The sequence below is a fragment of the Mumia flava genome (assembly GCF_002797495.1).
Classification (GTDB): domain Bacteria; phylum Actinomycetota; class Actinomycetes; order Propionibacteriales; family Nocardioidaceae; genus Mumia; species Mumia flava.
Map to the genome: position 1 here is coordinate 2,578,801 of NZ_PGEZ01000001.1, position 23,164 is coordinate 2,601,964.

Annotated in this window: 7 protein-coding genes; 4 read left to right on the top strand and 3 right to left on the bottom strand. The window is 72.7% G+C overall.

The annotated features are described in order from the left end of the window. Nucleotide 1 precedes the first annotated feature (1 nt). Complete coding sequence (locus tag CLV56_RS12130; RefSeq protein ID WP_211288054.1) at nt 2-9,187, bottom strand: type I polyketide synthase; 9,186 nt, start codon at nt 9,185-9,187, stop codon at nt 2-4. Nucleotides 9,188-9,440: 253 nt separating this feature from the next. Between CLV56_RS12130 and CLV56_RS12135 the strand changes: the two genes are divergently transcribed. Both CLV56_RS12135 and CLV56_RS12140 read left to right on the top strand, forming a co-directional pair. Beyond that, nucleotides 9,441-11,057 (top strand): GMC family oxidoreductase, encoded by a 1,617-nt coding sequence (locus CLV56_RS12135; protein WP_039339802.1) that lies wholly within the window; start codon nt 9,441-9,443, stop codon nt 11,055-11,057. 141 nt (nt 11,058-11,198) lie between these two features. Beyond that, nucleotides 11,199-12,722, top strand: a complete 1,524-nt coding sequence (locus tag CLV56_RS12140; RefSeq protein WP_039339799.1) for an aldehyde dehydrogenase family protein — start codon at nt 11,199-11,201, stop codon at nt 12,720-12,722. Nucleotides 12,723-12,941: 219 nt separating this feature from the next. Here CLV56_RS12140 and pta read toward each other — a convergent pair whose 3' ends face one another. After that, a complete protein-coding gene (pta, locus tag CLV56_RS12145; protein WP_039339796.1) occupies nt 12,942-15,026 on the bottom strand; it encodes a phosphate acetyltransferase in 2,085 nt (694 codons plus the stop codon). Nucleotides 15,027-15,189: 163 nt separating this feature from the next. Between pta and CLV56_RS12150 the strand changes: the two genes are divergently transcribed. Together CLV56_RS12150 and CLV56_RS12155 are read left to right on the top strand one after the other, a co-directional pair. Continuing rightward, entirely contained in the window at nt 15,190-19,449 is a 4,260-nt protein-coding gene (locus tag CLV56_RS12150; RefSeq protein WP_100414882.1) for a LamG-like jellyroll fold domain-containing protein, read from the top strand. Nucleotides 19,450-19,571: 122 nt separating this feature from the next. After that, nucleotides 19,572-20,489 carry a hypothetical protein gene (locus CLV56_RS12155; RefSeq protein ID WP_157805149.1) on the top strand — a complete coding sequence of 306 codons (918 nt, stop codon included), beginning with the start codon at nt 19,572-19,574 and terminating at the stop codon, nt 20,487-20,489. Between the two features lie 6 nt (nt 20,490-20,495). Here CLV56_RS12155 and CLV56_RS12160 read toward each other — a convergent pair whose 3' ends face one another. Next, a complete protein-coding gene (locus tag CLV56_RS12160) occupies nt 20,496-23,153 on the bottom strand; it encodes a DEAD/DEAH box helicase (RefSeq protein WP_039340038.1) in 2,658 nt (885 codons plus the stop codon). Between the last annotated feature and the right edge of the window lie 11 nt (nt 23,154-23,164).

Consider the following 23,164-nt stretch of genomic DNA (forward strand, 5'->3'; position numbering starts at 1 on the left):
GTCACCGTGCCGCCTCGGGGTCGCCCTGTCGCCGCCCCCCGACGGCGACATCCCCGGAACCGGCAGCGGACGCTCCCACGCCGTCCGTGGCGGCCCCAACGCCCACCACGTACGACCCGTCCGCTGCCAGGTGTGCCTCCGGGGCGAGCAGCACGGATGCCTCCCGCTCCCGGACTCCTTCGGACCCGAGCCGGCGACCGGCCGGGCGCTGGTACGCAGCCGGGCCGCCGTAGATCGCCTGCGTGAGGCGCATCCGGCCCGAGATGCGACGCGCCCGCGACGCCCGCTCGTACGTCGCGCGCTCCTCGGCGCCCAGCGACGCGAGGAACGCCGCCGGGTGCGCGATCGCCACGAGTGCCGAGACGTGACCGAACCCGAGGCTCGTCACGAGCCCGGCCCGGACGGTGCCGAGCTGCAGCGGCTTGCGCAGCCACACCAGGTGCTCGTGCTCGGCGAGGACGTCGTCGACGCAGTCGAGGCTGCGGTTCGGGGGAACCACGCCGGACTCCATGACCTGGCAGAGCCCGATCATCTGGAACGCGGCGGCACCGCCCTTCGCGTGCCCGGTCAGCGTCTTCTGCGAGACCACGAAGAGCGGGTTGCCCTCCGTACGGCCCAGCGCGGCGCCGATCCGCTCGTGCAGCTCGGACTCGTTCGGGTCGTTCGCGTTGGTCGACGTGTCGTGCTTGGAGACCACGGCGACGTCGTCGATCGTCAGACCGACGTCGGCGAGCCCGCGGGCCAGCATCGAGCGGTCACCCCCGCGTGCGGCGGCCAGCGCGCCGATGCCCGGGGCGGGGATCGAGGTGTGGACGCCGTCGGCGAACGAGCCCGCGTACGCGACCACGCCGAGCACCGGCAGACCCATCCGCGCCGCGACGTCGCCGCGGGCGAGCAGCAGCGTGCCGCCGCCCTGGGACTCGACGAACCCGCCGCGTCGCCGGTCGTTGGCCCGGCTGACGTAACGCTCGTCGATGCCCTTCGCGAGCATCACCGAGGTGTCCGCGGTGGCCGACATGTCGGCGAACCCGACGATGCCCTCCGTGGACAGGTCGTCGAACCCTCCCGCGACCACGAAGTCGGCCTTGCCGAGGCGGATCTTGTCCGTGCCCTCCTCGACCGAGATCGCGCTCGTCGCGCACGCCGCGACCGGGTGCACCATCGCGCCGTAGCCGCCCACGTAGGACTGCATCACGTGCGCGGCGATGACGTTCGGCAGCGCCTCCTGGAGGATGTCGTTCTGCTTCGCCTCGCCGAGCAGCGTGTCGACGTAGAGCGAGCGCATCGACGTCATGCCGCCCATGCCGGTGCCCTGCGTGGACGCGACCTGCGCCGGGTGGACCCAGCGCATCAGCTCGGCCGGGGTGAACCCGCTGGAGAGGAACGCGTCGACGGTGCAGACGAGGTTCCAGACCGCGACCCGGTCCAGGGACTCCAGCATCTCGGCCGGGACGCCCCAGGCGGCCGGGTCGAACCCGGTCGGGATCTGACCCCCGACCGTACGGGTGAGGTCGAGGCGTCGCGGCACCCGGATCTCCGTCCCCGCCTTGCGGGTGACCGTCCACTCGTCGCCGTCACCGGCGGGAGCGATCACGGTGCTGGCCGGCTCCGCGGCGTGCAGCGCGCGTGCCTGCGCCTCGGACCCGACGGTGAACGTGAGGTCGGAGTCGAGGTAGACGCTCGCGAGCAGCGGCGCCGAGCCGGACTGGAGCGCGCCGTCGTCGGCGTAGCGGCGGATCCCGGCGGCCTCGACCACGCGGTCGTGGTAGCGCTCGTGGATCTCGGACTCCGCGACCGGCTCCTGCGACTCGACGTCGTACCAGCCGCCGTTCTCCCACGCGATCAGGCCGGTGGACCAGGCGAGCTCGAGCACGCCGGCCGCGGACAGCTCGTCGTGGACCTCGATCTCGAACCGCGTGCGCGCCGACCCGTACGGGCCGAGCTCGCCCGCGCCGACGATGACCACGAGGTCCTCGGGCCGGGTCTCGATCTCGGGCCAGCTCACGTCCGCGGTGGCCGGCAGCTGCGCCGGCGACGGGGCGAGCGCGTCGATCGTGACGCCCTCGTCGGAGTCGGACGCCGCCGGCGCCTCGACGCCCTCGGCGAGCGCCCGCAGGTCGAGCGCGGCCTCGGACAGCCCGCCGGTCAGGTCGACCGTGGCGGGACCGCCACGACCGGCCGTACGGGCCTGCGTGGTGGCCGTCGCGAGCAGCGCGTCGGCCATCTCCTCGGGGGCCCAGGTGCGGACCCCGGCCTCCTCGACGGCCTGCACCAGCGGGTCGTTGCCGCCCATCAGCCCGGTCCCGCGGACCCAGCCGATGATCGCGTGCGTGAGCGTGACGCGGGTGCTCCAGGTCTCGCTCGACCACTTCGCGACCACGGCGTCGAGCGCGGCCTTCGCCTCGCCGTAGCCGCCGTCGCCGCCGAACGTGCCGCGGTTCGGCGAACCGGGCAGCACGACGTGCAGCGACGCGTCGAGGTCGTGGTCGCGGTGCGCGGCCCCGAACCCGGCGATCAGCCGCTCGACCGACCACAGCAGGATCCGCATGTCGATCTCGGAGCGCGCACCGGCCTCGGTGAGGTCGCCCGCGACGCGGCCCGCGGCGAACGGGAACAGCAGCGTCGGCGTCAGCGCGGGCTTCGTCACGGTGGTGACGCCGGCCGCGGACTCGGTCTGCTCCTCGGTCACCCACGCGATCAGCGCATCGGTGTCGGCGAACGACGCGAGGTTGGCCGGGACCACCCACAGCGTTGCGCCGCCACGGGCGTGGCTGCGGTAGAGGTCGGTGAAGAACCGCCGCTTCGCGCCGTCCAGGCGCGACGTGCTCGCGACCACCGTGGCCCCGCCGGCCAGCAGCCGACCGACCACGGACGCGGCGATCGAGCCCGGCGAGGCGCCGGTGACGACCGCGACCTCGTCCGACCAGGCGCCGGCCGAGGTGTCGAGCGCATCGTCCGCGATCGCCGAGAGACGCTGCGTGAGCGCCTCGTCGTCGACCCGGCCGGCCCACCAGCGGGCCTGGCGCGCGACCACGTCACCGGTGCCGGTGAAGGCGAGGGTGCTGTCGTCGGCACCAGCCTCGCCGAGGCCGGTGATCCCGAGCGCGATCCGCGTGACGTCCTCGCGGGCGCTGGCCCAGCGGTCGTCCAGCAGCAGCGCCCTGCGGGCGTCGAACGCCGGCGCGACCGTGCGGGCCCAGTCCGAGCCGAGCTCGGACTCGACCAGCGCCAGCACCTCGGCGTCGGCGTCGTCGGCCTCGGCCGCAGGTGCGGTCTCGTCCAGGTCGAGCTGCGCCAGCAGGTGGCGGGCCGTGGACGCGAGCACCCCGTCGGGGCCCGTGATGGAGGCCGTCAGCTCACCCAGAGCAGCCGCGTCGACGGTGACGTCGCCACCGCCGCCCGCGCTCGGCATCGCGACCGCGACACCGTTGCGCGCGCCGACGGCCTGCACGCAGGCGTCGATCGCGGCGTCGAGGTCGGACGCGCTCTTCGGCGCGTCCAGGTCGCCGTACGCCCCGCCGCGCACGCTGGAGCCCTCACGGGTCGCCATCGCGAGCTCGGCGGTGGTGTGGCTCGCCCAGCCGGAGCCGAGCTGCCAGGTGTCGCGGACCCGGTCGGCGATCGCGCTCTGGCGCTTGCCCGTCGGCCCGAGGACCTTCTTCAGGTGGTCGCCGAGGGCGTCGCTCAGGACCGGGCCGAACGGCTTGTAGCCGCGGGCCAGGCCCTTGACCTGGGCCGACAGCGTCGGGACGTCGGCGTCGGCCGCACCGTCGATCGCGCCGAGCGACAGCTCGCCGCCGAGGTCGACGAGCAGCTGGTTGCGGCGCGAGGACGCGCCGTCGCACAGCGACTCGATCGAGTCGGCGGGACCGATCTGGTCGGGCCGCATCTTCGTCCACCACGCCAGCAGCACGCCGGTGGCGTCGGCGGCGTCGAAGGACAGGTCCGCCGGGCGCTCCGCACCAGCCGGGGCGGTGGGGGCGGCGGGGGCGGGAGCCGACGCGGTCTCGACAGGCTCGGCCGACGACGGTGCGGAGGGTGCCTCCGGCTCGTCGTCGGCGGGCTCGGGGTCGGTGTCCGTCGCGAACACGGCGGCCCCGTCGCGCTCGACGTTGAGCACCTCGATCGGGCGCAGCGGCGCGGTCGGGAGCTTCAGGGTCGAGGACGCGAGGTTGGCGACGGTGGGCGCACCGCCGACGCCGATCTCGACGAACCGCTCGACGCCGAGGTCGCCGAACATCAGGTCCTGCGTCTCGATCCAGCGCACCGGGCTGGCGAACTGCCACGCGAGCAGCTCGATCAGCAGGCGACGCGCGAGGCGTCCCGGCTGTGCGGCCCAGCGCTCGAAGTCCTCGAGGACCTCGTTCAGCGGCTCGCTCGGCACCTCGTCGGCGATCTCGGCGACGAAGGCGCGGTCGAGGCTGAACGGCTTCGGCACGAGGTTCGGGACGTAGCGGCCGATCAGGATCTCGGGGTCGATCTGCTCCGGCAGCAGCTCGTCGAGCCGGTGCCGGAAGTCCGGCACGCCGCCGCGCAGCACCGCGGAGTGGAACGGCACGTCGATGCCCGGTACGAGGATGAACGCGGCCTTGCCGCCGAACTCCGCCCGGCGCCCGTTGATCTCGGCCTCGAGTAGCTCGAGCCCCCGTACGGAGCCCGCGATCGCGTACTGGGAGCCGCGGAGGTTCTCGTTCGCGATCTGCAGGAACTCGCCGGACTCCTCGGCGATCTGCGCGAGGAAGTCGGCCACGTCCGCGTCGTCGAGACCGATCTGGCTCGGGCGGATCGCGGCGAGACGGTAGTCGCTGCGGCCGTCGGCGTCGCGCGGGACCAGCGTGTGCATGACCGAGCCGCGCTGGAAGACGACCTCGATCACGGCTTCCAGGCCGATCACGCCGGAGACTGCGGACAGCGCGTTGTACTCGCCGACCGAGTGGCCCGCGAGGACCGCGTCGTCGACGAACGCGCCGGCCTCGCGCAGCTCGGCGACCTGCGCCGAGCCGAGGACGGCCATCGCGACCTGGGTGAACTGGGTCAGGAACAGCACGCCGTCGGGGTGCTTGTGACTGACCCCGGCTGCGACGATCTCGGTCGGGTTCTCGCGCACCACGGTGAGGATCGAGAATCCGAGCGCGCTGCGCGTGTGCGCGTCGGCGCGGTCCCAGATCTCCCGCGCGGCCTTGCTGCGCTGGTAGCCGGCCATGCCCATGCCCTGGTGCTGGATGCCCTGGCCGGGGAACGCGTACGCGGTCCGCGGCGGCGCGACCCGCGCGGTGGCGGCGAGGACGAGCTCGCCGGCGCTGCGGGCGGTCACCTCGATCAGCTCCGAGCCGTTCTCCATCCCGATCCGCACGGCGCGGAGGTCGACGGTGGAGCCCGGCGCGACCGGGGCGAGGAAGCGGGTGGTCCAGCCGGTGATCCGGCGCGGCGCGAGCAGGCGCTGCGCGGCGGCCGACATCCACATCCCGTGCACGATCGGGTCGCCGAGCCCCGCGAGGCGGGCGGCGGCGACGCTGGTGTGGATCGGGTTGTGGTCGCCGGTGACGGCGGCGAACGCCCGCAGGTCCGACGGAGCGACCAGGGTCGCCTCGGCGCGGGTGCGGCGGGCGGTGTCGCGGACGTCGTCGCCGAACGCGCCGCCGGCGACGGCCGGGTCGGCCAGCGTGGCGGCGCCGGTCCGGCCGCGGATCGCGAACCGCTCGGTCATCGTGGCGACCAGGTCGCCGTCGGTGGCGATCGCGACCGAGACGGCGACCACGCGGCCGACCTCGGTGTCGGTGACCTCCTCCAGCGACGCGGTCACGTCCAGGTCGCGCTCCTGCTCGAGGAGCGACGGCGCGGCGTCGGCCAGCCGTACGGCGTGGTCCAGGTGGACGAGATCGAGCAGGCCCTCGACGACGGGCACGTCGGCACCGTCGGTACCGGTCGTACCGGCTCCGCCGACCGGGCCGGCCGTACGGGCGCTCGCGAGGCCGGCGAAGACCGACGGCCAGGCGAGCCCGACGAGCACGTCGGGGACGAGGCCGTCCGACTCCGGCTCACCGGTGACGGCGGCGTGGTCGGAGGCCAGGTCGGGGCTCCAGGCGACCGTCGCGGTCGCGGTGCCGTCGGAGACCTCCGGCAGCGTGCCGCCGGCGGCCTGGGAGGCCAGGACGGTCATCGCGGCGGCGGCGTCGTCGGTCGCGACGACCGGGACGGCGCCGTCGGTGGCGCCGGCGGGGTCGATCCGCAGGGTCAGCGGCTCACGGCCCGGCCCGAGCGGGACCTCGAGCACGACCGCGCCGGACTCGACGACCAGCGACGCGCCGGTCTCGGCGTGCTCGGCACGCGTCCGCTCGACCAGGACCCAGTCGTTGCCGAGCCGGTGGACGGGGTTGCGGACCGTGCGACCCGCCCAGGTGACGTCGGGCGCGCTCAGCACGATCCCGAGGGCGTCCTCGACGGCGTCGAGCCGGCGGCGGGCGCCGACCCGCGCCGGGGCGGCGCCGGCGGTGAGCACGTCGTCGACGGCCTCGTCCTCGAACCGGCGCAGCAGCTCGGCGACCGGCTCGTCGACGCGGTCGATCCCCGCGACCGAGACCGGCCCGGGGATGATGCAGACGGCGTCGGCGCCGAAGCGGTCGTCGTGGGCCTGCCAGAGGGAGTCGGAGCGGTACCAGCGGCGCACGTCGGCGTCGAGGACCGGCACGAACGGCACCGGCTTGCCGGGCCGCTTGCAGACCTCGACGAAGAACGGCACGTCCGCGGGGTGCAGCACGACCTCGGAGGCGGCCGGGTAGGCCCGCAGCAGCGCGCCGAGCGCGGCGTCAGGGTCCTCCACGGCGTCCGCGTCGGCGAACAGCGTCGTGACCGGGCCGTGGTCGGCCTCGGCCAGCCGCGCCTCGGCCTGCTGGGCCATCGCGTGGAACCGGTCGCGCAGGGTGACGTCGAGCCACCGGCTGGCGCCGTCGCTCGCGTCGTCGCCGCCCACGGTCGCGAGCCCGACGTACCGCGTCAGCCACGCGGCGTACGTCATGGCGGTGACGTCGCCGAAGTACGGCTTGGCGGTCTTCTCCAGGGCCGCGACGATCTCGTCGGCGCGCTCGGCGACCGCGTCCGCGTCACCGGCGACCTCGTCGAGCAGGCGGCCGACGCGCGACGCGGTGTTGTCGATCTCGTGGATGTCGGCACCGAGCTGGCTGCGCCCGGACGCCATCCCGGCGACGGCCTTGCCGGCGCCGATCCACTCCGGCGTCCCCGGGGTCTCGAGCAGCATCTGCTTGACCTCGGGGGAGGTGGTGGCCTCCAGGGTCGCCATCGCGGCGGTGCCGACCAGCACGCCGTCGAGCGGCATCACGGGGTATCCGTGGCGGCGGGCCCAGGTGCCGGTCAGGTACTCCGAGGCGATCTGCGGGGTGCCGATGCCGCCACCGACGCAGACCACGACGTTGTCGAGCGCCCGCAGCGACGCGTACGTCGTGAGCAGGAGCTCGTCGAGGTCCTCCCACGAGTGGTGGCCGCCGGCCTTGCCGCCCTCGATCTGGACGATGATCGGAACCGGGGCGACCTCACGCGCGATCGCGGCGACCTGCCGGATCTGCGCGACGGTGCCGGGCTTGAACACGACGTGGCTGATGCCCTCCTCGCGGAGCTCGGCGACCAGGGCGACGGCCTCCTCGAGCTCGGGGATGCCGGCGGTGACGATCACGGCGTCGATCGCGGCGCCGGCCGCGCGGGCGCGCTGCACGAGGCGCTGCTGGCCGAGCTGCATCTTCCACAGGTACGGGTCGAGGAACAGCGAGTTGAACGCGTACGTCCGGCCGGGCTCGAGGAGGCGCCCGAGCTCGTCGACGTTCTCGGTGAAGATCGGCTCGCTGACCTGGCCGCCACCGGCGAGCTCGGCCCAGAAGCCGGCGTTCGCGGCGGCGGCGACGATCTTCGGGTCGACCGTCGTCGGCGTCATGCCGGCGAGGATCACCGGCGAGCGTCCGGTCAGGCGGGTGAAGCGCGTCTCGAGGACGGTCCGGCCGTCGGGGAGGGTGACGGCGCTCGGCGCGTACGCCGACCAGGGGGCGCTGCGGCGTGGGGCGGCGCCGACGGCGGTCAGAGCGCGGTGCCCGTCGCGGGCGACCGGGGTGAGGAGGCCGACGCCGTGCGCGTCCGCCTCGTACCGCGACAGCAGGGACGCGAGGTCGCCGGGGCCGAGGTCGAGGATCCACTGCGCACCGGAGGAGAAGACCTCGTCGAGGTCGCGGACCCAGTCGACCGGGTCGACGACGGCCGCCATCGCGAGCTCGCGGGCCCACGCGGCGTCGAGGCCGCAACGCTGCGCCCAGTCGGCGACCAGGTCGGCCGCGGCGGTGAGATCGGGGTGGTGGAACGCGGCGCGCGGCTCCAGGATCTCCAGCGTCGGGGCGAACGGTGTCCCGCCGGTGAGCTTGCGCTCGCGCAGCCGCTTCTGCTCCGCGCCGTGCTGCTCGAGGTGGCGCTGGACGGCCCGCAGGTCGTCGGCGGGGCCGGTGAGGACGGTCGTACGGCGTCCGTTGCGCAGACCGACGTGGACCCGCAGAGCCGGGTCCAGGCCCTCGAGCGCCTCGTCGAGCCCCTCGGCGCTGACGCCGCGGACGGCGAGCATCGTGTCGCCGGTCAGGCCCCGGCGACGGGAGACGACCTGGACGGCGATGCCGGTCAGGCGGGCCACGGCCAGGACCTCGGCCTCGTCGGCACCGGCGACGACTGCTGCGGCCAGCGCGCCCTGCGAGTGCGCGGCGACCGTGGTGGGGGCGGCGGTCAGCCCGAGGTTGCGGACCGCGTGGAGCCCGGCGAGCTGCGCGAGCAGGATGCCGGGGACCGAGACTGCGGGAGCGCTGAGCGTGTCGGCGTCCGGCAGGTCGGGGGCGTCGTCGTCGGCGGCGGACTCCGCGACCGCGATCGCGTCGGCCCACTCCAGCGGGGTGAACGGCAGCGGGACGCGGGCGAGGTCGCCGGAGACCGGGGCGAGGATCCGGTCGGCCTCCGTCACGACGGCGTGGACCTGCGGCCCCAGCGCGTGGGTGCGCAGCAGGTCCGCGAGCGGCTGGAGCCACGGCGCCCCCTGGCCGCCGAACGCGACCGCGTACGGCGTGCCGTCGTTCAGGTCGTCCAGCAGACGGGAGCGGTGGTCGGTGTGCTGGGCGGGTGCGGTGCTCGGCGCGTCGATGATCGTCACGAGTTCCTCGGTGTCCCCTCTGGTCGACAAGGTTCGCAGTTCCTCATGATGACTCAAACATGAGGAAGACCTCAACTTTTTCCCGAGGGGTTCCTCATGTTCGATGCGTCACGTCTTCCCGGTCTGTGTCGCCTGCCCCGTTCCCGTGCCCGGAAATCCGGGCTGAGGGCACGGAGCGCGAAGGGAATCTGTTGTGTGCGTCACATCGCGCCCGTAGGTTGAGGGCCACGGGGCGACGGGTCGAGGAGGCACGGTGAGCGAGTCGTACGACTACGTGGTGGTGGGAGCCGGGAGCGCAGGGGCGGTGGTCGCGGCGCGGCTCACCGAGGACCCCGCCGTACGGGTGCTCCTGCTCGAGGCGGGACCGCCCGCCGAGGCGGACGAGATCTCGATCCCGGCGGCGTTCGCGAACCTCTTCAAGACCCGCTGGGACTGGAACTACCAGACCGCGGAGCAGAAGCAGCTCCACGGCCGGCGCGCGTACTGGCCCCGGATGAAGGCGCTCGGCGGCTGCTCGTCGATGAACGCCATGATCTACATCCGCGGCAACGCCCACGACTACGACACCTGGCGCGACGCGTACGGCGCGAGCGGGTGGGGGTACGACGACGTCCTCCCGTACTTCGTGCGGGCCGAGCACAACCAGCGGCTCGGCGCTCCGTACCACGGGACGGACGGCCCGCTGAACGTCGAGGACCGGGTCTTCACCCACGAGCTGACCGACGCCTGGGTGCAGAGTGCGGTCGTCGGCGGGCTCGACGCGAACGACGACTTCAACGGCGCGTCGCAGGAGGGGGCGGGCGTCTACCAGGTGACGTGCAGGAAGGGGCGCCGGTTCTCCGTCGCCGACGCCTACCTGGCTCCGGCCGCCGACCGGCCCAACCTGACGGTCCGTACGGGCGCGTTCGTCACCCGCATCGTGATCGAGGGCGGGCGCGCGACCGGGATCGCCTACCGCCGCGGAGGCGAGGACCACGTCGCGCACGCCGACGCCGAGGTGGTGCTGTCCGGCGGCGCGGTCAACAGCCCGCAGCTGCTCATGCTGTCCGGCATCGGCCCGGCCGCGCACCTGCGCGAGCTGGGCATCGACGTGGTTGCGGACCTGCCGGTGGGAGAGAACCTCCACGACCACCCGGTCGTCCCGCTGATCTGGAAGACCCGCAACACCACCGACCTCGCCCAGGCCACCACGCTCGGCAACCTGCTGCGCTGGAAGGCGACCGGCAAGGGCCCGCTCGCCTCGAACATCGGGGAGGGCGGCGCGTTCTACGCGAGCCGCGACGGACTGGCGGCGCCGGACATCCAGATCCACGTCGCGCCGTCGGCGTTCTACGACAACGGGATGCACGAGCCGCAGGCCCGCGCCTTCACCGTCGGACCGACCCTCGTCAACGTCGCGAGCCGCGGGCGGCTGCGGCTGCGATCGACCGACCCGGCCTGGCACCCCGACATCGATGCGGCGTACTACGACGACCCCACCGACCTGGATGCGATCGTCGCGGGGGCGCAGCGGGCGATCGCGCTGACGACGTCGGGGCCGATGGCCGGGTTCCTCGACGAGCTGTGGATGCCGCACTCACGCCACGCCGTCCCGACGGAGGGCGAGCTGGTCGAGCACGTCCGCCAGTACACGCAGACGCTCTACCACCCCGTCGGGACCTGTGCGATGGGGACGGACGAGCGCGCGGTCGTCGATCCGGAGCTGCGGGTGCGTGGCGTCGACGGGCTGCGGGTCGTCGACGCGTCGGTGATGCCGATGGTGCCGCGCGGCAACACGAACGCCCCGACGATCATGGTCGGGGAGAAGGCCGCGGACCTGCTCCGCGGACGTCCGGCGCCGACCGCGGCCCGGCTCGCCGCCGTAGGGTGAGCTCCCGGACCGGCCGAGGCGTGAACGACGATTCACTTCCGATTCCGTCGAACCCCTAGGCTCCGGGCGCCGCGCCTGGTTATTCTGCCAGCACAACTGTCACCATCTCGTACTCCCTTCGAACTCCATCCGAGGAGCGTCATGACCGCCACCAGCCTCCGCGAGACCTCTGCCGCCGACTCCGGCCGGGAGACCTTCGCCTCCCTCAACCCGGCGACCGGTGACGTGGTCGGGACCTACCCCGTGACGAGTGCCGAGGAGGTCGACGCCGCCCTCGACCGGGCGACCGCGGCCGCGACGTGGTGGGCCGGGCTCGGCTTCGACGGGCGCAAGGACGTGATGAAGCGTTGGAAGGGCGTGATCACGCGCCGGATGAACCAGCTCGCCGAGGTCGTCCACGCCGAGACCGGCAAGCCGCACGGCGACGCGCTGCTCGAGATCGGCCTCGCGATCGACCACATCGCCTGGGCCTCGGGCCACGCCAAGAAGGTGCTCGGGAAGCAGAAGGTGTCCTCGGGGATGCTGATGGTCAACCAGTCGGCGTCGGTGAGCTACCAGCCCCTCGGCGTCGTCGGGGTGATCGGCCCGTGGAACTACCCGGTCTTCACGCCGATGGGCTCGATCGCGTACGCCCTGGCGGCCGGCAACGCGGTCGTGTTCAAGCCGAGCGAGTACACCCCCGGCGTCGGGAAGTGGCTCGTCGACTCCTTCGCCGAGGTTGCCGGCGACCACCCGGTGCTGCAGCTGATCACCGGCTTCGGACCGACCGGCGGTGCGCTCGCCGGGTCGCCGAAGGTCGACAAGGTCGCGTTCACCGGGTCGACCGCGACCGGCAAGAAGGTCATGGCCGCGGCCGCCGAGAACCTCACGCCCGTCGTGATCGAGGCCGGCGGCAAGGACGCGATGATCGTCGACGCCGACGCGGACCTCCCCGCCGCCGTCGACGCCGCGCTGTGGGGCGCGATGGGCAACGCCGGTCAGACGTGCACCGGGATGGAGCGCGTCTACGTCCACGAGAAGGTCTACGACGAGTTCGTCTCGCAGATCGTCGAGGCGGCCCGCGAGATCCGTCCCGGCAACGACGCGGACGCGCACTACGGTCCCGCGACGATGCCGTCGCAGCTCGCGGTGATCTCCGACCACGTCGACGACGCGATCGCCCGGGGCGGCCGGGCCGTCGTCGGCAGCGCGGACTGCGTCGGCGAGCGCTACGTCCAGCCCACGATCCTGGTCGACGTCCCCGAGGACTCCCGCGCGATCACCGACGAGACGTTCGGCCCGACCCTGGTCGTGAACAAGGTCGCGTCGATGGACGAGGCCGTCGCGCGGACCAACGCCACGCGGTACGGGCTGGGTGCGTCGGTGTTCGCGAAGAAGAGCGGCTCGGTGATCGCGCAGCAGATCCGGTCGGGGATGGTCTCGGTCAACGCCGTGATCGCGTTCGCCGGGATCCCCGCGCTCCCGTTCGGCGGCGTCGGCGACTCCGGCTTCGGGCGGATCCACGGCCCGGACGGGCTGAAGGAGTTCACCTACGCGCACGCGGTCACGAACCAGCGCTTCAAGTCTGCGCTCCCGCTGACGTCCTTCAAGCGCACCGAGAAGCACGAGAAGACGTTCACGCAGATGCTGACCATGCTCCACGGCGGCAAGGCCCTCGACGACTGACGGCGTCCCGCTCGCGGCCGTTCGTCGAGGCCGAGCGGAGCGAGATCGAGACGCCTGCGGCGCGGTCCCGAGTCGCCCGTGGCGGGCTCCCGAGTCATGCGTGGCGGGGTGGCGAGTCGCCCATGGCGGGGTCACAGCACCGAGCGACGGAACGTGACCTCCGGCGACGATTCGTACCGTCGCTCCGGGTGACGAAACGCCGCCCCCGCGACTCGCGAGCTAGGGGAGGACCTGGGCCTGGATGGCGGTGATGGCGACCGTGTTCACGATGTCGCGGACGGTCGCGCCGCGGGACAGGTCGTTCACCGGCTTGCGCAGCCCCTGGAGCACCGGCCCGACGGCCACCGCGTCGGCGGAGCGCTGGACGGCCTTGTACGTGTTGTTGCCGGTGTTGAGGTCGGGGAACACGAACACCGTCGCGCGCCCGGCGACCTCGGAGTCCGGCAGCTTCGTCCGCGCGACCGCCTCGTCGATCGCGGCGTCGTACTGGATCGGTCCCTCGACCATCAGGTCGGGCGCCCGCTCCTGCGCGAGCCCCGTGGCGTTGAGCACCTTCTCGACGTCGGAGCCGGACCCCGACGCGCCGGTCGAGTACGAGAGCATCGCGACCCGCGGTTCGACGCCGAACGCAGCGGCCGTACGGGCGGAGCTGATCGCGATGTCGGCGAGCTGCTGGGCATCGGGGTCGACGACGACGGCGCAGTCGCCGTACACGAGCACCTGGTTCTGCAGGCACATGAAGAACACCGACGACACCACCGAGACGCCCGGCGCCGTCCGTACGAGCTCGAGCGCCGGCCGGATCGTGTGCGCGGTGGTGTGGACGGACCCCGACACCATCCCGTCGGCGAACCCGAGCTCGACCATGAGCGTGCCGAAGTACGACACGTCCGTGACGATCTCGCGTGCCTCGGCCAGCTCGACCCCGCGGTGGGCGCGGCGCCGCGCGTACTCCTGGGCGAAGTGCTCGCGGTGGTCGCTCGTCGCCGGGTCGATCAGGGTCGCGGCGGAGACGTCGACACCGAGGTTCGCGGCGCGGGCGCTGATCGTGATCGGGTCGCCGAGCAGGGTCAGGTCCGCGACCCCGCGGCGCAGCAGGGAGTCCGCCGCCTGGAGGATCCGGTCCTCCTCGCCCTCGGGGAGCACGATGTGGCGCCGGTCGGAGGTGGCCCGGTCGAGCAGCTGGTGCTCGAACATGAGCGGCGTGACGACCTCGGTCCTCGCGACCTCGAGCCGGTCCATCAGCGCATCGCCGTCGACGTGCTCGGTGAACAGGGCCAGCGCCGTCGCCACCTTGCGCGGCGAGTCCCGGGTCAGCCGGCCGCGCTGGTCGGTCAGCGCCCGCGCGGTGGCGTACGAGTCGAGGTCCGTGGCGATGATCGGCACCGTCGAGCCGATGCCGCGCAGCAACGACTCGACCTGGTGCGGCAGCCCCAGCCCGCCGTTGAGGATCACTCCGGAGATCTGCGGGAACGCGGTCGACACGTGCGCGACGACCACGCCGAGCACGACCTCCGAACGGTCCCCGGGCGTGACGACGACACCGCCCTCGACCACCCGGTCGAGGACGTTCGGCAACGTCATCGCGGCCACGGTGAAGCCGTTGACCTCGCGGCCCAGCAGCGCTGCGTCGCCCATCACCAGCCGGCCGTCGCACGCCGTCATGAGGTCCGCGACCGTCGGCGCGGACAGCAGCGGCTCGTCCGGGATCGCGGCGACGAGCACGTCGGCGTCGACCAGCGTCGTGACGGTGGGCGCGGCGCCGACCAGGTCGGGTTCCGTGACGCGGTTGAGGATCACCGCGAACAGCTCGGCGTGGTGCGCGTCGAGCTCGGTCAGCGCGAGCTCGCTCAGCGCCCGCAGGTCCGCGCGGGTACGGCCGGCGCCGTTGAGGACGAGCAGGACGGGGGCGGCGAGGTTCGCGGCGATCCGGGCGTTGTACGCGAACTCGGTCGGTGTGCTGACGTCGGTGTAGTCGGTGCCGACGATCACGACGGCGTCGCACTGCGCCGCGAGCGCGTGGTAGCGGTCGACGATCCGCTCGAGCGCGGCGACCGGATCGGCGTGCACCGCGTCGTACCCGACCCCGACAGCGTCCTCGTACGCGACGTCGACCGCGTCGTGGTCCAGCAGCATGTCGAGGACGTAGTCGCGGTCACCGGTGGTCGCGGTGTCGGCGCGGACGACCGGGCGGAACACCCCCACCCGGCGTACGCGGCGCGACAGCTGCTCGAGCACGCCGAGCGCGACCGTGGACTTGCCGGTGAAGCCCTCGAGCGAGGCGATGTACACGCTGCTGCTCACACCCGCGAGCGTAGGGCGACTCGGCTCCGCCCGCAGACCCTCGACCCGTGGGGTGAAACGGACGCCAAGGCTTTCCCGACCCCTCCCCGGGAATTCACCTGGTGCTTGAAACGGTGACCAGGATGCCGAGGGACCAGTCCCACGACACCTGGAGCTGAACCTGATGCTGCGACGACTGAGCAGTCTCGCTGCGGCAGCCGCCGTCGGGCTCGGATCGCTGACCGCGATCTCCGCCGCGCCCGCCCGTGCCGCCGACCTCCCGGTCGCCGACGTCCTCGACGTCGACTTCCGCGACGGCACCACCACCGACACCGCACGAGGCGTCGAGCCCGACGTCCACGGAGAGCCGACCGCCACCGCCGACCTCACCATCGGCCGTCCGGCGTGGGCGTTCGACGGCACCGACGACGCCCTCGCCTACGACCTGTCCGACCAGTACGAGTCGCTGTCCGGCGCGATGACGCTGGAGTGCTCGTTCCGCTTCGACGACCAGCGGACCCCGTCGAGCCCGGAGGGCGACGCCTGCTCCAACAAGGAGGGCGGCGGCTTCGGGACCGTGATGAGCGGCACCGACATCGTGTTCATGATCCACGTCGGCGGGGGCTACAAGTCCGTCCGCGTCCAGGCGGAGACCGGCCGCTGGTACCACACGGCAGCCGTGTGGGACGGGAGCACGGTCACGCTGTACGTCGACGGCGAGCAGGCGGCGCAGACGCCGGCCACCGGCGCGTTCAAGCCCGCGGGCGGCAGCGCGACGTCGCTGTTCCTCGGCGCCGACAGCAACGGCTCCAACCAGCCCAGCTTCTACGGCCAGGCGACCCTGCGGACCGCACGGATCTACAGCGACGCGCTCGACGCCACGCAGGCCGCCGCGCTCGCCGAGTCCGACCAGGCCGCGCCGACCGCGCCCAGCGCCGACATCGTCGACGTCGACTTCGCCGACGGCACGCCGACCGACCACGCGCAGGGTCTGCCGGCCGAGACGTGGGGCGAGCCGGTGATCTCCGAGCACACCCCGCTCGGCAAGCAGGTCGCCGCGTTCGACGGCTCCTCGGCCTTCACGTACCCGATGGACGGCCAGTACGACAAGCTGCAGGGCGGCTTCTCGGTGGAGTGCGTGTTCAAGTACGACGACGACCTGCCGCCGAGCGGCGAGACCCGCGGCAACCTCTGCGCCAACAAGGAGGCGGGCGGCTTCTCCATCACGCTGTACGGCGACCGGCTGTCGTTCAACCCCAACATCGGCGGCACCTACCGCAACACCAACACGCAGGTCACCGACGGCCGCTGGTACCACGCGGTCGGCACCTGGGACGGCAGCACCGCCACGCTGTACCTCGACGGCGTGCCGGTCGCGCAGTCGGCGACGACGGGGTCGTTGACCCTGCCCAGCGACGGTGCCCACTTCTTCGCCGTCGGCGCCGACAGCGCCCGCAACCGCCCCCAGTTCTACGCTCCCGCGACGATCAGCACCGCCCGGATCTTCGGCCACGCTCTGACGCCGAGCGAGGTGCTCGCGCTGGGGCGCGAAGCGATCGGCCAGCACCGCAGCGCCCGTCCGGTCGAGCTCACCTCGTCGGTCCCGGCCGCGGGCGAGCGCCTCCGTCGCGCAGTCACGTTCCAGGCGGCCTTCGAGAACGGCGAGGCGCTGAGCCGCGACGTCACGTACACCCTCGACGACGAGCCGATCGAGCCCGGTGAGCGGATCGGCGCCGGCCTGGCGTCGGGCGACCACCTGATCGCGATCACCGGTACGGACGTCTTCGGGGCTCCGGTCGACATCGAGATCCCGTTCACGTCGGGCAACATCCCGTCCGGTGGCGGGACGGAGACCGGCCAGGGCGAGGGGACGGTGACGCTGTCGGCGATCGCGACGAACCCGAGCGGTGGCGACGTCACGACGACGTTCACCTCGGCCGACGTGGTGGTCGCGGACTCCGGCACGCAGGGCGTGGTCGATGACCTGCCGACCACGCTGGACTTCGCCGCCGACGACCCGACGGCGATCACCGAGCCGCTCCAGCCGGACGACGCGTACCTCGACAGCCCCACCACCAACGCGCTGCCGTTCCAGCGGTTCGACGTCCCGGTCTCCGCGGGCAGGGGCCAGCGCATCGTGTGGACCGGCGCGCTCGACCCGAGCCGCAGCGCGGTGCTGCGGCTGTGGGACGGCGAGCAGTGGGAGGAGATGGGCGACATCCGCGGCAGCGCCGACGCCGACGTCTCGCTCAGCGCCGACGTGTCGCCGCGGCACGTCCACGAGGGGGTCGTGCCGGTGATGGTGACCGGTGAGGACCCGTTCGCCGACGACCTCCTCAACGAGGTGCGCGACGCGTTCGAGGACCCGGCCGACTACGACTTCTCGATCGCACACCTGACCGACACGCAGTACCTCTCCGAGGGCGCCGTCGAGCAGGAGACGCCGACCGAGCGGGCACTGTGGCAGCGGGCGTACACCGACACCACGCAGTGGATCGCGGACCACGCCGCCGAGCGCAAGATCGCGTTCGCCGCGCACACCGGCGACGTGATCGAGAACTACCACAACGCACCGGCCTCCGACGCGTACAAGGCCAACGCGCGGCTGGAGTACGAGGTGGCGTCGGCTGCCCAGAAGATCGTCGACGACGCCGGGGTGGTGAACGCGGTGATCCCGGGCAACCACGACAACCTGTACGGCGTCGACACCGGCCCGGAGGCGATGTACAACGACTACTTCGGGCCCGAGCGGTACGAGGCGCTGGCGCAGACGCCGACCTGGCAGGCGGCGCAGGCGGAGTTCCACCCGTGGCAGCCGGGCGACGCCAGCAACGGCTACACGCTCTTCAGCGCAGGCGGTCTCGACTTCATCGCGCTGCAGCTCGCGTTCGGCGTGACCGTCGAGGAGACGGTGTGGGCCGACGAGGTGCTCGAGCAGTACGCCGACCGCAACGCGATCATGCTGACCCACGCGTACACGACACCGAGCGTCAACCCCGACGGGCGCGGCGCGGGCTGGTCGTACGACGGCAAGCGGGTCTTCGACCAGGTTGTGAAGAAGAACGAGAACGTGTTCCTGGTGCTGTCGGGCCACGAGCACGGCGTCGACATCGAGGTGCGGCGCAACGTCGGCACCCGCGGCAACCACGTCGTCGACCTGCTGGCGGACTACCAGTTCTACGAGGTGACGGCCGAGGAGCTCGGGCTCACCGAGGTCGGCGGGTACGCGCCGGACGCCGGGCTGCGGTTCGGGTCGAGCTTCTTCCGGATGCTGCAGTTCGACGTCGACGCCGGCGAGATGGCGGTCGACACGTTCTCGCCGCTGCTGGAGAACTTCGGGGCCACCGAGTACGACGACCGGCTCCGCTACGACGGCACCGAGGACGACACGCGGCTGCCGGTGCAGCTGGAGACACGGCGCACAAGCTTCTCCACCAACGGCCTCGTCGTCGTCGACCCGACCGACGAGGTGATCGGCACCGCGACCGCACGGTCGGGCTGGCCGGCGTCGGTGACGTGGAGCGGGCTGGAGGCCGGCACCACGTACGCGTGGTACGCCACCAGCGCCGACGCCACGTCGGGTGAGGAGCTGGAGGCCGGCGAGGTCGGTCAGATCGCGATGTTCACGGCATCGAACGCCGGCACCGACACCACGCCGCCCGAGATCGTCGTCCCGGAGGACACCACGGTCGAGCTCGGCGACGAGTTCGATCCGCTGGCCGGTGTCACCGCTACGGACGCGGTCGACGGCGACGTCCTCGCGTCGGTCGTGGTCGTCGGCAGCGTGGACACGACGAAGCCCGGCAGCTACGCCCTCTCGTACACCGCTACCGACGCCAACGGCAACCAGGCGATCGCCTCGCGCGTCGTCGAGGTCGCACAGGCCCCGGCACCGGTCAACGTGAGGCGTCCGAGGATCACCGGACGTGCGGTGGTCGGCGGCGACCTGGCGGTCGATGCCGGCGAGTGGCGCAACGTCGACGCCGCCGAGCTGACGGTGCGGTGGCTGCGCGACGGTCGGACCATCCCGGGTGCGAAGGGCGCGGCCTACCGGCCGGTCGCCGCCGACGCCGGGACGCGGATCTCGGCCCGGGTGGCCGCGAAGGTGCCCGGACGGTCGGCGGTCTCGGCCACCTCGCGGGCGGTGCGGATCGCGAAGATCGCGTCCCGCACCAGCGTGCGCGTCGCGCCGAAGCAGCTCGGTGCGCGTCAGCGGGCCCGCGCGATCGTCACGGTACGGGCGCCACGGATGCGGGCGACCGGAACGGTCCGGGTCGCGGTCGACGGACGTGTCGTGCGCACGGCGCGGCTCGACCGTCGCGGGAAGGCGGTCGTCACGCTGCCGCGTCAGCGGCCGGGCCGTCACCGCGTGGTTGTGACCTACCGCGGGTCCGACGCGCTGACGGCGTCGCGGGGCGTCGCGCGGGTGGTGGTGCGCCGCTGAGGGGTGACCTGGACCTGACGACCCGGTGGGGCGGCGCTGATGTGCCGCCCCACCGGCGCATCCGGTCACGATCCGTACCGTTAGGGTGCGGCGTGGCCGCCCCCATGCCCGAGGAGTCGTTCGTGAGAACCGTCCGCCCTGTCGCCCTCACAGCAGCGGCAGCCCTGTGCTTCGTCGCCGCCTGCTCCCCGAGCTCCGAGTCCGACGCGCCGTCCCAGGCGGCGCCGGCCGACCCTGCCGAGCAGTGGATGGTCGCGGTGGTCGCGGGAGATCCGGAGGAGGCGCGAGGCGGGCCTCTGGCGGCCCGGAGCGCGTCGGCTCTGGTCCGCTTCGATCCCGAGTCGGGCGAGTCGGCCATCCGTCGGATGCCGCGCGACACCGACGCCACCAAGATCGCCCTCGGGGCGACCCGGATCTCTGCGGACAGACGTGCCCTCATCTCGAACGAGTCGGGAGAGATCACCCGCGACGATCTCCCGCCCACCCTCGTGATCGAGGACGCGATGACGGGGGAGCAGATCGGCCCGGTCCACCGATTCCCGCCGCGGATGGCGAAGGGTGAGACCCGCATGGTCGCGTTCGATCAGCGCGACGCCGACCTCGTGCACGTGCTGGACTTCGAGGACTACGTGCAGGCCTGGCGTTACGACGTGTCGACCGAGACGCCCACGAAGGGCAAGGGCTACGTCTTCGAGGCGGGGACCACCGCAACGGTCGACGTGGGGACGGGAGAGCTCTACGTGCGGCGGGAGGACGAGCCGAACCGGAACCCGCGTCACCTCGCACCGGGCATGACCCGGCCGTCGAAGGACGAGGTCGAGGCGCTCGCGGCCGCCGACATCACCTCGCAGCTCGTCGGCGTCGTCGGGGACGAGCTGTGGACGTTCGACGCGACGACGGCCGACGGGTCGACGACCCTCGAGGTCCGGCACGGTCCGGCGGGACAGGACGTCACGCCCGACGAGTGGGAGACCGTCGAGATCGACCTCGGCGCCTGGAAGGATCCGACGATCACGTGGGCCCTGCCGCCTTCGGCCTGACAGCCCTCAGCCCGTCATCGGTCGCACGTCGGTGATCTGCACGACCGCCTCGCCGGCCTCGTCGGACGCGTCCAGGTGGACGGTCGCGAAGATGCACCAGTCGTGGTCGCCCTCGGGGTCGTCGAGGATCTGGCGGACGTGCCAGAGGCGGGGTCGGGGGTCTCGATCGCTCGCTTCGCTCGCGCCTCGACCATCGGGGGTGGAGCCGTCGCTCGCGCCTCGACCATCGGGGGTGGAGTCGTCGCTCGCGCCTCGACCATCGGGGGTGGAGCCCGGGTCGGTGTCGACCACGAGCATCGCGGGACCGCGGGCGTCGGAGCCGGTGCCGAGGCTGTCGTACTCCGCGAAGTAGTCCTCGATCGCCTCCCTCCACACCTCGGCGGTCCAGCCTGCGGCGCCGTCCATCTCGCCCAGGTCGATCCAGCGGCGCAGCGCCATCTGCTCGACCCGCCGGAACAGCGCGTTGCGGACGAGCACCCGGAACGCCCGCTCGTTGGCCGTCACCGGAGGCGGTGCCGCGTCGGCCGCGTCGTGGTGCGCGATCACCACGTCGACCTCGCCGCCCTCGCCGGCCGCGAGCGCCTCCCACTCGTCGAGCAGGCTGGAGTCGGTCTGCCGCACGACCTCCCCGAGCCAGTCGGTGATGTCGTCGATCTCGTCGGTGGCGTAGGAGTCGGGGACGGAGTGGCGCAGCGTGCGGTACACGTCGGACAGGTAGCGCAGCACGAGCCCCTCGGAGCGCGCGAGCTGGTAGAGGCTCACGTACTCCCCGAAGGTCATCGACTTCTCCCACATCTCGCGGGCGACCGACTTCGGCTTCAGCTCGTGGTCGGCGACCCACGGATGACCCCCGCGGTACGCGTCGTACGCCACCTCGAGCAGGTCGCGCAGGGGCTGCGGGTGCTCGATCTCCTCGAGCAGCTCCATCCGCTCCTCGTACTCCAGCCCTTCCGCCTTCATCTCCGCGACCGCCTCGCCGCGGGCGGCGTGCCGCTGGGCGTTGATGATCGGGCGCGGGTTCTCGAGGATCGCCTCGAAGATCGAGACCACGTCCAGCGCGTACGTGTCCGACTCGCGGTCGAGCACCTCCAGCGCCGCGACCGCGAAGGGCGCGAGCGGCTGGTTGAGCGCGAAGTCCTCCTGGAGGTCGACGGTCAGCCGGACCGTACGGCCGTCCGCGTCGGGACCGGACAGCTCCTCGATCACGCCGCCCTCGACGAGCGTGTCGAAGATCGACTCGGCGTCGCCGAGCATCCGCTCCTGCTCGGACTCGGGCGCGTGGCTGTCGGTGACGATGGACCGTACGGCGGCCCGCGCGTCGCCGCGTCGTGCGACGAGGTTGAGCACCATCGAGTGGCTGACGCGCATCCGCGACAGCAGCGCCTCGGGCTGCCCGGTGGTGAGCTTGTCGTGGGTGCGGTCGGAGTAGTTGACGAACCCCTCGGGCGGCTTCTTGCGCTGGATCTTGCGCAGCTTCTTCGGGTCGTCGCCGGCCTTGCGGACCATCTTGGCGTTCTCGACCTCGTGCTCGGGCGCCTGCACGACCACGCGCCCGACGGTGTCGTACCCCGCCCGGCCGGCTCGCCCGGCGATCTGCTGGAACTCGCGCACGTGCAGGTGCCGCTGGCGCGTCCCGTCGTACTTCGACAACCCCGAGAACAGGACCGTACGGATCGGCACGTTGATCCCGACGCCGAGCGTGTCCGTGCCGCAGACGACCTTGAGCAGGCCCTTCTGGGTGAGCCGCTCGACCAGGCGGCGATAGCGCGGGAGCATCCCCGCGTGGTGCACCCCGACACCCATCCGTACGAGCCGCGACAGCGTCTTGCCGAACCCGGTGGAGAACCGGAAGTCACCCAGCTCCTCGGCGATCTGGGCCTTCTCGGTCTTGGACGTCATGTTGATGCTCGACAGGGCCTGCGCCCGCTCGATCGCCGCGGCCTGGCTGAAGTGCACGATGTAGACGGGCGCCTGCCCGGTCGCGAGCAGCTCCTCGACGGTCTCGTGCACCGGCGACGTCACATACTCGTGGACAAGGGGCACCGGCCGCTCCGTGCTCGCGACGAGCGTCGTCTCGCGGCCGGTACGGCGGGTCAGGTCGGTCTCGAACCGCGCCGTGTCGCCGAGCGTCGCCGACATCAGCAGGAACTGCGCGTGCGGCAGCTCGAGCAGCGGCACCTCCCAGGCCCAGCCGCGGTCCGGCTCGGAGTAGAAGTGGAACTCGTCCATCACGACCAGCCCGACCTCGGCGTCCGACCCCTCGCGCAGTGCCTTGTTGGCGAGGATCTCCGCGGTCGCCGCGATGATGGGCGCGTCGCCGTTGACCGTCGCGTCGCCGGTCATCATCCCGACGTTCTCGGGGCCGAACTGGTCGACGAGCGCGAAGAACTTCTCCGAGACCAGCGCCTTGATCGGGGCCGTGTAGTAGCTGCGCTCCCCGCGGGCCAGCGCCGCGAACTGCGCCCCGGACGCGACCAGGCTCTTGCCCGAGCCGGTCGGCGTCGCGAGGATCACGTTCGAGCCGGCCACGAGCTCGAGCAGCGCGTCCTCCTGCGCGGGGTAGAGCGACAGGCCCTCGCCCTCGGCCCACGTGATGAACGCGTCGAGGACCACGTCGGCGTCGTCGGACTCCTCGGCGGCAGGAAGGTGGTCGACGAGGCGCATGGCGTCCATCT